Source organism: Planctomycetota bacterium, assembly GCA_026387035.1.
GTDB lineage: Bacteria > Planctomycetota > Phycisphaerae > FEN-1346 > FEN-1346 > JAPLMM01.
Genome location: JAPLMM010000029.1, coordinates 1 through 12588, shown reverse-complemented (window position 1 = coordinate 12588; position 12588 = coordinate 1). Strand labels below are relative to the sequence as shown.

General features: G+C 62.8%; 13 protein-coding genes. 7 read left to right on the top strand and 6 right to left on the bottom strand.

The window, feature by feature from the left end:
• Positions 1–794 (bottom strand): class I mannose-6-phosphate isomerase (locus NTX40_00895; protein MCX5647647.1); only part of this gene is annotated, 794 nt, incomplete at its 3' end.
• 465 nt (positions 795–1259) lie between these two features.
• Here NTX40_00895 and NTX40_00890 point away from each other — a divergent pair.
• The gene (locus NTX40_00890) at positions 1260–2501 is read left to right on the top strand and encodes an MAP7 domain-containing protein (protein ID MCX5647646.1); all 1242 of its coding nucleotides are present in this window, start codon (positions 1260–1262) and stop codon (positions 2499–2501) included.
• An 81-nt stretch (positions 2502–2582) separates the two neighbouring features.
• Here NTX40_00890 and NTX40_00885 read toward each other — a convergent pair whose 3' ends face one another.
• The 3 genes from NTX40_00885 to NTX40_00875 all read right to left on the bottom strand — a co-directional run bounded on the left by NTX40_00885 (position 2583) and on the right by NTX40_00875 (position 6075).
• The gene (locus NTX40_00885; GenBank protein ID MCX5647645.1) at positions 2583–4421 is read right to left on the bottom strand and encodes a hypothetical protein; all 1839 of its coding nucleotides are present in this window, start codon (positions 4419–4421) and stop codon (positions 2583–2585) included.
• Between the two features lie 591 nt (positions 4422–5012).
• Positions 5013–5288, bottom strand: a complete 276-nt coding sequence (locus NTX40_00880; protein MCX5647644.1) for a hypothetical protein — start codon at positions 5286–5288, stop codon at positions 5013–5015.
• 106 nt (positions 5289–5394) lie between these two features.
• Positions 5395–6075 carry a transposase gene (locus tag NTX40_00875; GenBank protein ID MCX5647643.1) on the bottom strand — a complete coding sequence of 227 codons (681 nt, stop codon included), beginning with the start codon at positions 6073–6075 and terminating at the stop codon, positions 5395–5397.
• A 175-nt stretch (positions 6076–6250) separates the two neighbouring features.
• Here NTX40_00875 and queD point away from each other — a divergent pair, with 175 nt between their 5' ends.
• From queD to NTX40_00845, 6 genes are all read left to right on the top strand, one after another.
• Positions 6251–6640, top strand: coding sequence for a 6-carboxytetrahydropterin synthase QueD (gene queD / locus NTX40_00870; protein ID MCX5647642.1), 390 nt, complete (start codon positions 6251–6253; stop codon positions 6638–6640).
• Position 6641: 1 nt separating this feature from the next.
• Positions 6642–7937 carry an orotidine 5'-phosphate decarboxylase gene (locus NTX40_00865; protein MCX5647641.1) on the top strand — a complete coding sequence of 432 codons (1296 nt, stop codon included), beginning with the start codon at positions 6642–6644 and terminating at the stop codon, positions 7935–7937.
• 185 nt (positions 7938–8122) lie between these two features.
• A complete protein-coding gene (locus tag NTX40_00860; protein ID MCX5647640.1) occupies positions 8123–8917 on the top strand; it encodes a dihydropteroate synthase in 795 nt (264 codons plus the stop codon).
• A gap of 342 nt (positions 8918–9259) precedes the next feature.
• The gene (locus NTX40_00855) at positions 9260–9754 is read left to right on the top strand and encodes a UvrB/UvrC motif-containing protein (GenBank protein ID MCX5647639.1); all 495 of its coding nucleotides are present in this window, start codon (positions 9260–9262) and stop codon (positions 9752–9754) included.
• Complete coding sequence (locus tag NTX40_00850) at positions 9741–10793, top strand: protein arginine kinase (GenBank protein ID MCX5647638.1); 1053 nt, start codon at positions 9741–9743, stop codon at positions 10791–10793. Before NTX40_00855 ends, NTX40_00850 begins: the two co-directional genes overlap by 14 nt.
• A 2-nt stretch (positions 10794–10795) precedes the next feature.
• Positions 10796–11632 carry a sugar phosphate isomerase/epimerase gene (locus NTX40_00845; protein MCX5647637.1) on the top strand — a complete coding sequence of 279 codons (837 nt, stop codon included), beginning with the start codon at positions 10796–10798 and terminating at the stop codon, positions 11630–11632.
• A gap of 68 nt (positions 11633–11700) precedes the next feature.
• Here NTX40_00845 and NTX40_00840 read toward each other — a convergent pair whose 3' ends face one another.
• Positions 11701–12195 carry a permease gene (locus NTX40_00840; protein MCX5647636.1) on the bottom strand — a complete coding sequence of 165 codons (495 nt, stop codon included), beginning with the start codon at positions 12193–12195 and terminating at the stop codon, positions 11701–11703.
• Positions 12196–12342: 147 nt separating this feature from the next.
• Positions 12343–12588 (bottom strand): hypothetical protein (locus tag NTX40_00835; GenBank protein ID MCX5647635.1); only part of this gene is annotated, 246 nt, incomplete at its 5' end.

Genomic DNA, 12588 nt, shown 5'->3' with positions numbered 1-12588 from the left:
CGGTCGAGGCGGATGCGGCTCAGGCTGAAGACGCGCGAGTCCGCCAGGTGCTCGATGACGAGGCCCGTTTCGTCGGCGGTCCGGCCGCGCCCGCCGGCGGGCGGTTCCTCGCCCGAGAAATTCGCCGACGCCAACGCATCGGCGACGTGCAACTCGCGCGGCTTGCCGTCCATCCCCATCCGGCCCCAGTCGTACAGGCGGTACGTCACGTCGGAGTTCTGCTGGATTTCCGCCAGCACGACGCCCGGCCCGATGGCGTGAATCGTCCCCGCGGGGATCCAGAAAAAGTCCCCGGCGCGGACGGCGTGTTTCTTCAGAAGCGCCTCGACCTTTCCGGCCTTGAGCGCCTCGGCCAGGCGGTCGCGGGTCGTCCCCGGCACAAGCCCGCGGACGAGCCAGGCGTCCGGCTCGGCATGGACGACGACCCAGCACTCGGTTTTTCCGCTCTCGCCCGGCGCGTGCTTGGCCGCGTACGCATCGTCCGGATGGACCTGGACGCTGAGGCGGTCGGCGGCGTCGATGAACTTGATGAGGAGGCCGAACCGGTCGGCCCATCCGCGGGCCGCGAGCGCCCGGCCGAGCACCGCTTCGCCCTCACGCTTGAGAACCTCCCGGAGCGACTTCCCGCGCATCGGTCCTTCGGCCACCGTGCTCGTGCCGTGGGGATGGTCCGCCAGTTCCCACGATTCGCCGATTGGCCGGTCCGCCGGTGCGTTCTTCCCGAGAAGGCCCGCCAGGCAGTGCCCGCCCCAGACCTTCTCTTTCAGCACCGGCTGCATTTTCAGTGGTTGCACGGTCTCCCCTTCGCCAGAGATGGCCACGAGCGAGCCAATCGCATCACTCTACCAGATCAGCCGCGGGACCGATAGATTTTTCCCCTGGGGTGCTCTGTTAAAAAGATGCCTTTCGTAGCGCGGGGCCTTGTGCCCCGCGCTGTTTGTGCGCGGGGGATAAACCCCCGCGCTACAGAAACAACGATTCAACAAAGCAATCTGGGGCCAAAAGACGAAACCACGGGGCGGCTACGAATCTTCGAGGCATCACGAACGGTCTCGGCCGATAGCATCGACGTATGCTACTCTGCGAAGCAGCGCTTCGCTGCGAAGCACGAGTCGTCGCTTGACAGGTACTTGGATGCGGCTTAAAGTAACGCCAGGTCCGCCAGGAAGGCGGGGCGAATTGGGCTTCGGGAACAGGTCACGCCGGAACCCAATTTCCACCCACTTCCGGGACGCGACCGCAATTGGAGGAAACAGAACATGAAACCACAAACCGATCACGTTCTGCTTTCGTTCTTCCTCGTCATTGCCTTCGCACTGGCAGGGTGCGGAGAGAAAACATCCCAAGCACCGCCAAAGCAAATGGTGCAGGACACGGTGCGCGCCAGTTTGCCCCCGTTTCTTTCGCTCGATAGTATTGAGTTGGAGCCGATACCTACCGGCCCCGAAGCAGTCAAGGTCAACTTCAAGGCCACTGTCACTCCCAAAGAGGACTTGTATCAGGTGGACCGCGAGGTGGAAGGCACGCCGCCAGTGACCTTGCTCAAGGTAGTCCAGGCCGCTGGAACCGAGGTATCTCTTTACGGTTCCGTTGAAGCCAGCCGCACAATGGACCAGTGGACGTTGGAATCGCCGGAGATTCAGGTCGGCCTTCGGCAATTCGGAGCGCCCCGAGGAGCGTTCCCCGCGCAATCCTACGTCACCGGCAGCAAGGAGGCCAACGAGGCTCTAAGGCAGCAGGCGGCAAACGCAGCGGAAATTGAGCGGGCCAGAAAGGCCGCTCGGGAGCAGGAGGAACTTGAGCGAATAGCGCGACAGGAGCAGGAGGAACGTGAGCGAATAGCGCGACAGGAACAGGAGGCACGTGAGGCAAAAGCGCGACAGGAGCGGGAGGAAAAGGAGAGAATCGCGCTTGAAGAACTACGAAGGAAGGAAATGGAACAGCGAACGAAGGAAGAAGAAGAACGACAGAAGGAAGAGGCGGCGGTCCGACAGAAACTTATCCTGGCGACTGTTCCAGGCACACGTTACATCGGCACAATGGTCGAGGGGGATGAGATTCAACGCATTGTTTTGGTATTTACTGAACAGAAAGACTTTCTGATTCGCGCAGAGGCAAACAACCCAGACAAGCCGAAATCGAAACAAACGTTCACGGGGACTCTGGTTTTCAATCCACAACCCGAAGAAGGCACGAAATACCATATCGTTATGAGCCCGATATCTGCGGGATCGGCGGAAGATTATACGTATTTCTACACAAGCAAAGAGGGCTCTCTGAAACTTTGCCTCACCGATACCGGGCTAGAAGGTTACGCGCAAATGTCTTACCACCGTTACACAATTCGCCTAAAGCGAGAGGGAACACCTCTGGCAACGCCGCCGGCGGCCGATACACGGCGGGGCCCCGACGGAATAGTTAGACCCCTAGTTCCACCCCCGCTTCCCCAGCCCCTGGAATCGCCGCAAGCGCCGCAGCCTGAAGCGCCACGTTCGCCTTGAAGTCGGTCCCAAAGGGCGATGAACAGCAAGAAGGGCCCGCACATTCGCGGGGAACTCAAGCGATTCGACTTCTCCTGCCTACTATTTCTTTCGTTGAGGCCAGGCCCAGCCTATATAGTCGGCCCCCTGAACATCATCGTATTTGTCCTTGCGAACGGTGGCGACTTTCTTCGCCATGTTTGTGCTCGCATGGATAACAAAACCATCGCCAACCGCGAGTGCCACATGACCTCGGGGATCGGTCTTGCAGGTGTAGAAAACCCAACTTCCTCTAGGAGGCGTCCTGCCTTTGTTCATCTCGATCTCGGCATTTAGTTTTTGCGCTCCTTCGGCAGCAGTGGCGTAGGAATAAAACGGACATGGTTTACCGTATGCGTTGGCAACGAACTTCTGACAGCCCTCGTAGTACTCCCACTCCGGCCCTAAGGTTTTCCCTTGTGCTTGCTCGAATTCTCCGGTAGCCCATTCAACCGCTCGGCGAATCTCATTCTCCTGTAGCGTGCCTGACGCCACCTCGGCCGGTGGCGAAGTGGGATTCGTACTCGCTACCTGTATCCCTGAGCAATAGAAGAACTCCGCCGGAATGCTTTCCAGCACCTTTGCTGTTGTTCCCTTGGTACAGGAATATAAGCTCTTGTCGCCGCCTTGGAAAAGAAATGTCTCGTCCGAGACCCAATGAATTCTTCCGCCTTTGATTCCTCGGGCAAAAGACGCAGGGCTTGCCGGAAACGCGGTATTGGCCGTCTTGACCCGGGGAGCTCCGGTGCCCACGGGGTCAACAGCCTTTGGAAATGTAATTACATAAGCAATAACGGCGCTTTTGCGGATTCCATTTTCAATCTGTTTTTTATCTATTATAAATATTTTATTGTCGCTCAAATAACTAAGCGAGCCATTCGGCCTCCACGCCAAGCCGCCGAAATTTTTCACGGAAATCTGCAATCGCCAAAAGTGCGGCTTAGGCTTGCCTTTCATGATAACGTATTTTCTACTCTTTGGATCAAATACAAAGGACAGAGCGTCAACGGCCAAGTCGCCGAATTTTGAGGCGCGGCAACGTCTTATTTCAATCGGCCCCCATCCGCCTTCTGTTTTATAGACAAAGGCAAGCATTCCTTCGCCATTCGAGAAAGAAGATGCTTTTTGCCAGGCCGGAAAGTAAACATTTTTTTTCATTAACAATTGAGGAGACACTTGTGTCCCCGGGTCCATCGTTAGCGCGTCTTCGTCGCTATCGGGGTCCCCCGCGGCGGGCCAGGAAACCATTTTATCCCTCGAGGTCCAGTCGGATTCTAGCATACAAGGCATTCTTGTAGGATACCAGAAATTGTTATTTCCGTAACAGGAAACATTTTTGTTTTCTGTATCTACGCGAACGATTCCATCAAAAGTATCGGGTACTTGTTTGAAAGTGGTCGTTCTTTTTATTTGTACAAATGATGAGCCTTTTATTACGGATTCAAATGCGATTTGACAACGCTCAGTATCGGGCGATACAGTCAGGTTTTTGAAACTTGCGGCATCAGGCAGGAACTTAATCGCCGGACTTCCAAGCCCGGAACAAGGTTCAACTCCCGCATTGACATTGTTCTTGGCAAAAAGATCTCTTGCCACGAATGTCCCATCGCCAAACCAGCACAGCCATCGTCCGTTTTCAGAAATCGCCCACGGCCCTTTGGGTTGAAATTCAGGAATATCGGCCGTCAGGTTTGTCTTTTGGCCAGTTGCTAAATCTTGGTAGACAGCATTCCCGGCTTCCAAATAAACAATTCCGCCGGGGATATCCGCAGGAAGCGCTGGCGCCTCAGGCGGCCCCGATACCGGTTTGGGGGGCGTCTGAGCACCGATGAGAGAAACCATCACCAAAGTTATCAAGGTTATTGCGAACCCCAGGATGCATGAGCGTAAGAACTGGCTCATATCCGGTCCTCCTAAACTTGCCTTCGGGCGTCTTGTATCAAGATTAACTGTCAGGCATACTACTTGTCAATCCGCAACTGGCCGCAATTTGGCCGCAATTCAAACACCGGCACCGGCGGCGGATTGGCAATTCTGGGGACACCCATCAATGGCATTAAGTTAAGGGGATTTGAAGCGTTTCCGTGCAGCGAGGAATCCCGCGAACCGGGGCGCAAGGCAAAGTCAGGGACGATCTGCGCCGGCCCGAATCGCCGCTCCAAGGGCCTTGTCGGCTTATCTTAATGCCATTGGGGATAGTATTACTACGCTACAAGCGCGGTTTGTGTTGGTGGTCGTCAAGCAGCCCAAGGGGCTGCCACAATGCAGCCCAGGGCATCGCCCTGGGTCGAGGAGCGCGAAGGAAAAACCCTTTGTCAAATCCGGAAGCCCTGAAGGGGCGTGACAAAAGGCCCCATTTGTTGCGCCCCTTCAGGGCTTGGGCCGAGGCGGGTCTTCGAAACCCAGGGCGTTGCCCTGGGCTATGCTGTGTGAGGCCTTCGGCCTCAAACGATGCCCAGCGCTTGTAGCGTAGTAGTAATGGCCCCCCGAAACTCAGGGGGACAGGTTCTTGTCCGTCAGGCCGATCTGGTGGGCGATGTCGCGGAACTCGTCTTTGGTAACTTCCTCCAGCCGCCGGCCGCGCTCCCGAAGTTTCTCGTTGAACTTGACGGCCTTCTCCTGCATCGTCGAGTGCGTGTCCTCGCTCCCGCCGACCAGGTGAAAGTTCTCCCCGCGGGTCACGCGGAGGTGACCGTCCTCATTATCCAGCCCCAAGCCGAGGAGCCAGGCCTTCCGCTTGTCCTTTTTGTCCTTTTCCTGCGGCATCATTCGGCGCATCCTTCCCTCACCTCTTTATATCGGCCGCGGGCGGTCTCGTCAAGCACCCCGCCCTCACAAAAAGGTGTCAGGAACCTTTTTCGGGCGGGAAAAGGTGTCAGGAACCTTTTTTAGGCGGACGGCCGCGGCCACGGAGCGTGGCTTCCAGACCCAGGCGCTTGGCCATCCGGGAGACCCAGTCCTCCGTGCCGAATGGCCGGCCCCGCTCGACGCAGCGCTTCAGCGTCTGCTCCTCCTCCGCCGGTTGGGGGAGATTCACCAGCCACCGCCACCGAGGGGGACGTTCGATCGGCCAATCGCTCAAGGCCGGTACGTCCTCGGTCACCTCGGGATGCATCCCGCGCCACAGCGAACCCCAGCGCCAATCCTCCGCCGCCTGGACCAAGCCGGCCCGGAGGGCATTGCGCTCCACATATCGGCAGGCGCAGACGAGGTAGCCTTCGGTCTCGATGACAAAGGAACGATACCGTCCCTGGTACACATGGCCCGACCCGGCGGTCCTTCGAGCCGCGTGCCAGCGTTGGGTGTGCGTCAGAGTCAGCCACCGCATGAACGCGGACAGGTCGCCATCACGTCGCGGCCAGAGGACAAGATGCCAATGGTTCGGCATCAAGCAATAACTGAGAATACGCATGTCAACTCGTTGGAGCGTCTCGGAGAGCACGCGCTCAAAGGCGGCGTAGTCGGCCCCGTCCCCGAACAGGGTCCGCCCAGCATTGCCCCGGTTGAGCGCGTGGTAAACCAGCCCGCCAACGTCAACCCGCTTGGCCCGTCCCATGCTCGACAAATTACACCAACCCCCCACCCGTGTCAAGAAAAGGTTCCTGACACCTTTTTCCTAAGGGCGACAAAAGGCTTGTATGGCCCCCCTGTGGCCTCTAGAATGGGGGCTTGCCGCTCGGGCGCCGGGCGCCTCTGTGCCCCCGCCCCGCGGCACGAACGGACGGAAGGCGATGGCATACGAACTATTCATCCAGGCCGATTTCAGCGCCGCCCACAACCTGCGCGAGTACAAGGGCAAGTGCGAACGCCTTCACGGCCATAACTGGCGGGTGGACCTCCGCCTGGCGGGCGACCGCCTCAACGCCGAGGGTCTCCTTCTGGACTTCACCGAGGCCAAGCGGATCCTGGGCGAAGTTCTCGAACGGTTCGACCACCGGTACCTGAACGAGGTCGAGCCGTTCGACCGCCTCCAGCCCTCCAGCGAGAACATCGCCCGGACGATTGCCGAGGCGGTCGCGGAGCGGTTCCCGGCGGGCGTCCGCGTCGTCTCCGTGACGGCCTGGGAATCCGACCGCTGTGCCGCCACGTATTCGCCGCCCCTATCCAAGAAGGAGGCCTGAGGTGGCTGTCACGCTGCAACTCGCGCTCGACCTGCTGGACCTCGAACGGGCCCTGCGCATCGCGCGGCTCGCCGTCCCGGAGGGGGTGGACTGGGTCGAGGCCGGCACGCCGCTCATTAAGAGCGAGGGGCTCGACGCCGTCCGGAAACTGCGCGAGGCGTTCCCCGAGAAGAAGATCGTGGCGGACATGAAGACGGCCGACACCGGCCGACTCGAAATGGAAGCCGCCGCCAAGGCCGGCGCCGACTACGCCATCGTCCTCGGCGCCGCCAGCGATTCCACCATCCGCGAGGCCATTGAGGTCGGCAAGAGTTACGGGCTGGGCATCGGCGTGGACCTCCTGGGCATCGAGGAACCGGAGCCCCTGGTTGAACGCCTCGCCCAGTGGGGCGCCGCGTTCCTTTCGGTCCACTGCCCCGTGGACGTCCAGATGCGCGGGGGCAGCCCGTTCGGGATGCTGGAGCGTCTGGCCCGGGTGACGGACCTTCCGCTCGCCGTTGCCGGAGGGCTGAATTCCGAGACGGCCCCGAAAGCCGTCGCCGCCGGCGCGTCCATCATCGTCATCGGCGGGGCGATCACCAAGGCCGAGGACCCCGCCCGTGCCGCACGCGACATGCGGAAGGCCCTCGACTCCGGCGCCGCCGTCAAGACGGAACTTTTTCGCCGAAGCGGCCTGGAGGGCATCCGCGAGGTCCTGGCGCGGGTCTCGACGGCCAACCTGAGCCACGGCAGCCACCATCGGCCTTGCCTCCTGGGTTTCCAGCAGATCACCCCGGGCGCGAAACTCGTCGGGCCGGTGCTAACGGTCCGGACGGCGCCGGGCGACTTCGCCAAGCCCGTCGAGGCCGTTGACCGCGCCGAGCCCGGCCAGATCATCGCCGTGGACGCCGGCGGCGTCCCGCCCGCCGTCTGGGGCGAACTGGCCACCGAAAGCGCCGTGCAACGCAAACTGGCCGGTGTCGTCGTGGACGGCGGCATCCGCGACACCGACGAGATCCGCCGGCTCGGATTCCCCGCCCACGCCAAGGTTGTCTGCTCCCACGCCGGCCACCCGAAAGGCCTCGGCGAAATCGGCGGCCCCATCCGCCTCGCGGGCGCGGAAGTCTTCCCCGGCGATTGGCTCGTCGGCGACGCCGACGGCGTCATGCTCCTCCCGAGGGCCGAGGTCGTCGAAATGGCCAACCGCGCCCAGGACGTCCTCGAAATGGAGAACCGCCAGCGGGCCGAAATCCGCGAAGGACGCACTCTCGGCGAAGTGGCCTACCTCGAACGATGGGAGAAACACCGTCCGACGTAGAGACCCCAACCGAATGAACCGCAAAGGACGCAAAGAGCGCAAAGGGAAAACAGGGAACGACTGAAAGACGAGGAACGACCAAGAACCCGAAAAATAGCGGAACGATGAAGTTGTTATCTGTTCCCCAGGTTTCGTTTTTCTTTGCGACCTTTGCGTCCTTTGCGGTTAAAGTTAAGGAATTGACAGTGCTCATCATCGCCGAACGCATCAACGCCACGCGCAAGCCAATCGCGGCAGCCCTGGCGGCCCGCGACGCCGGCGCCATCCGGGAGGAGGCCCGCCGCCAGGCCGATGCCGGCGCCGACTACATCGACGTCAACACGGCCCTCTCGCCCCGCGAGGAGAAGGACCTCATGGTCTGGGCCGTCGAGAATGTCCGCCAGGCGACCGACAAACCGATTGCCGTGGACTCGGCGGACCCAAAGGTGGCGCGAGCGGGCCTGGCGCTCCTGCCGAAAGGTTCGGCCTTTCTCAACTCCATCAGCGGCGAGACGGGGCGCCTGGCGCCCATGCTCGAACTCGTCGCCGAGTTTGAAACCCGGGTCGTCGCCCTCGCGATGGACGACCGCGGCATGCCGAATTCGGTGGACGACCGCTGGCGGGCGCTGGAGCGGATTTTTGCGGCCACCGACAAACTGAAGATCCCGCGCGACCGCCTCTACGTGGACCCGCTCGTCCGCCCGGTCTCGACGAACCCGGAGCAGGTGTCGCAGGTCCTCGCCATGATCCGCCGGGTCCGCGGCGAGGGTGGCGGGGCGAAAACGACGTGCGGCCTGTCGAACATTTCGTTCGGCCTGCCCCGGCGCGGGCACCTGAACCGCACGTTCCTCGCGATGGCGATCGGGGCGGGCCTGGAGTCGGCGATCCTCGATCCGCTGGCCGTCGGCATCGTGCCGACCGCGCTGGCCGCCGCCTGCCTCACCGGCGAGGACCCGTTCTGCATCAACTACATCACCGCCCAGCGCCAGGGACGATTGTAGGGCGCGCCGTTGACTGGGTGTGGCAAGATTTTCTGGCACTGGCCACGAATCCTTCGCAGCCGTTGTGGAAAGGTTAAACGGTGTTGCACGGCGGGCCTTGCCCCGCCGTGCGCTCCGCACGGCCGGACCTGCCTTCGCCCTTCGGGCTACGGCGGGCAGGCAAGACCGGCCGTGCCACACGAGCCGTGTTTCGCGCCTTCGCCAAGTGCCAGAAAAATCTTGCCACACCGCGTTGACTCGTCCGCGTGCGGGAAATATGATGAACACGAGGCCGTTGGCCGATATCAAAAGCGCCGGCCTCCTCCGGGTGCCTCGGCGCCGACCGGCGGGAAGGAATCCGACGTGATCTGCCAAAAATGCAAGAAACAGCCCGCCACCATCCACCTGACGGAGATCATCAGCAACCAGAAGATGGAACGCCACCTCTGCGAGGATTGCGCGCGGGAGGAAGGCATCGCCATCAAAGCCCAGATCAATCTGCAGGACGTCCTGTCGGGGATGCTGTCGGCCCACGACTCCGCCGAACACTACGCGAACCTCGCCTGCCCCGACTGCGGTCTGACGTACGCTGAGTTCCGCAACCAGGGCCGACTCGGTTGCCCGCACGACTACGAGGTCTTCGCCGAGCCCCTGGCCGAGGTCCTCGAGAAGGTGCACGGCGGCACGGAACACACGGGCAAGGTGCCCGCCCGCGCCGGGGCCGGGACGGATCAGCAGCGCGAACTGATGCAACTGCGACGCCACCTCCAGGAAGCCGTCGAAAGCGAACACTACGAAGAGGCCGCCCGGCTCCGCGACCTCCTCCGCGAAAAGGAACCCGCCGGTGGACCTGAGTGACCTGATTCTGGCGCCCAACCAGTGGCTCCAACCGACGGGACCCGAGAGCGACATCGTTCTGTCGACGCGCGTGCGGCTCGCGCGGAACGTCGCCGGCCGGCCCTTTTCCTCGCGCCTCCGCCCGGAGGACCAGCAGGAACTCGCGGCATCCCTCAAGAGTGCCATCTTCAAGGCCCTCGGCGGGCGGGAACTCGCCTGGTTCGAACTGGACGGCATGGATGAGATCGACCGGCGCTGCCTCATGGAACGCCACCTCGTGAGCCGCGAATTCGCCGCCGGTCAGGGCCCCCGCGGCGTCGCTGTCGATTCGACCCAGCGCATCGCCATCATGGCGAACGAGGAAGACCATCTGAGGCTCCAGGTCATCTTCGCCGGACTCCAACTCGAAGCCGCCTGGCACGAGGCCGATGGCATCGACGACCGACTCGAAGAGCACCTCGCCTACGCGTTCTCGCCGAAACTCGGGTACCTGACGGCCTGCCCCACGAACGTCGGCACGGGCATGCGCGCCAGCGTCATGCTCCATCTGCCCGGCCTGGTGCTGACGCGGCAAATCGAGAAGGTTTTCCGCGCGGTGGCGCGTCTGAGGCTGGCGGTGCGCGGGCTGTACGGCGAAGGGACCCAGGCCACCGGCGACTTCTACCAGATCTCCAACCAGGGCTCCCTCGGAAAGAGCGAACCGGAGATCCTCAAGACCCTCGACGCCGCCCTACCCCAGATCGTCGAGTACGAGAAACAGGCCCGCGCCGCCCTCGTCGCCGAGAGTCCCACGCCGCTGGACGACAAGATCCATCGATCCTGGGGCCTCCTCACCCACGCCCGCACCATCTCCAGCGACGAGACGCTGATGCTTCTGTCGGCGGTGCGGCTCGGCATCCACCTCGGTCGCCTCAAGGGCGTGGACATCGGCACGGTCAACGAACTGTTTCTTCTCACCCGGCCGGGGCACATTCAGAAAATCCGGGGGGCGGAACTGGCGGAGTCCGAACGCGACATCGCACGCGCCGACTACATCCGCAAGCGACTCGGATCCCCGTGACCATGCCCGAACTCCCGCTCGGCGCCGTCATCGCCTTCGACTTCGAGAAGTGGAACGTCCAGGAAGAGATCGCCCTCGTCCGGGCCGCCGGCGCCCGCCGCATCCAGGTCTATCGCAACTATCTCCGAGGCGCCGAGGCCGAACGCATCCGCTCGACGCTCCAGGACGCCGGACTCCTCATCGACAGCCTCCACGGTTACATCAACCTGGAGCAGTTCGAGGGTCCGGCGTTCGACCTTTCCTCGCCCGACGCCGACGTTCGCGAGGCCTCGATGGAATTGGCCCGCGCCGAGGCCGACTTCGCCCGCCGCCTCGGTTGCCGCGACGTCATCGTCCATCCCGTCGGCCCAGGCGAGACGGAGAACGACGCCGGCCGGCCCGCCGCCCTCCGCCGAAGCGCCGAGGAACTCGTCCGCATCGCCGAACGCGCCGACGTCCGTTTCCTCCTGGAGAACATGCCGCCGCCGATGTTCGGCCGCGACGCAAGGTTTCTGCGCGACGTCGCCGACACGCTGGACAGCACGCGCTTCGGCCTCGCCTACGATTCCGGCCACGCGACGCTCGCCGGCCGCCCGGTCGAGACCATCCACGAGATGGGGCCGAGGCTCTGGGGAGTTCATCTGCACGACAACGACGGCCGGGAGGACGACCACAGGTTGCCGGGCATGGGCGTCGTGCCTTTCGAGGACGTCGCGCGGGCCCTGGCGGAAGTGAAGTTCGCGGGGACCTTCATGCTCGAAATCTACCGCGACACGGCCGAAGTGCGGCGCGACCTGACGCCCGAACGCCTGGCCTACATCGAACGCCTTCGCCACATCGCCTCGGGCCTCGGGGCGTGAGCGCGACGCGCCGACCCCCCGCCCGCTTACGCGGGCGGCTCGAAAAAGCGCCGACTCGCCGCGCAAGGTCACTTCAGGCTCCTGAAGAACGTCTGCGCAATCCATCCCGCGATCGGCGGAAAGAAAAATGTGCTCGCCAAACGCACCACCGTAAACTTCCAACCCAGGATCCCCACCTCCATCGGCAACCGGCCCACCGCCCACAGCGACCAGCCCGTCAGAAACGCCACCATCGTCCCCATGCCCGCCCCCGACTTTAGAAACCCCGCGACGATCGGCAGGCTGACGTACGGCCCGCCCGGCGCCAGGCCCCCCGCCACCGTCCCCAAGAGGAGGCCGCGCCACCCCGATTCTTCCCCCACCCATCGCGACAGGGCCTCGCGAGGCAGCAGCACCTGCACCATCCCCGCCACCACGAACGCGAACACCAGGAGCGGCAAAATCTCCACCAGCATCACCCCGCTCGCCTTCAGGCCCTCCGCCCACTGCCCCCCGCCCCGCCGGTACGCCACCGCAAACAGCACCAGCGCAAGCACCCCCATCACCGCCGTTGGGATCAGCATCGGCCGCACCCTCCTCTTCCGCCCGTCCGTTTCCAGGGCATCCTGCATCTTCCACCTCGACTAGTTCTACAACGCTACAAAGCCTCGCCACTGACGCTTGAGCCCGAAGGGCTCAAACAATGTGCAACCGGGAACATGGTTGACACTTTAGACCGGGCACATGGTTGACACTTTCGGGTTGTGGGGAGACGGTTCGGCCGGGCCTGGAGCGGAGCGGAAGGGCCGGCCGAACCGTCCGTCGGCCGCCACCTTGGCGGCCTCCCCGGCCGTGAGCATCCGGTGCCGATGGGCGTCGAACACGCCCAACGGCACCGTCGTGTAATAGACGAGCCAGTACCGGCCGTCGAGCGGTTCCAGGCCGATCGGCTCGCCGCCGAACGCCTCGCCCAGGAA

Bases quoted from the DNA above. Each gene is read 5' to 3' on its own strand.
- NTX40_00880 (MCX5647644.1), bottom strand. From the start codon at position 5,288: ATGATGCCGCAGGAAAAGGACAAAAAGGACAAGCGGAAGGCCTGGCTC.
- queD (MCX5647642.1), top strand. From the start codon at position 6,251: ATGGCATACGAACTATTCATCCAGGCCGATTTCAGCGCCGCCCACAAC.
- NTX40_00840 (MCX5647636.1), bottom strand. From the start codon at position 12,195: ATGCTGATCCCAACGGCGGTGATGGGGGTGCTTGCGCTGGTGCTGTTT.
- NTX40_00875 (MCX5647643.1), bottom strand. From the start codon at position 6,075: ATGGGACGGGCCAAGCGGGTTGACGTTGGCGGGCTGGTTTACCACGCG.
- NTX40_00890 (MCX5647646.1), top strand. From the start codon at position 1,260: ATGAAACCACAAACCGATCACGTTCTGCTTTCGTTCTTCCTCGTCATT.
- NTX40_00885 (MCX5647645.1), bottom strand. From the start codon at position 4,421: ATGAGCCAGTTCTTACGCTCATGCATCCTGGGGTTCGCAATAACCTTG.
- NTX40_00845 (MCX5647637.1), top strand. From the start codon at position 10,796: ATGCCCGAACTCCCGCTCGGCGCCGTCATCGCCTTCGACTTCGAGAAG.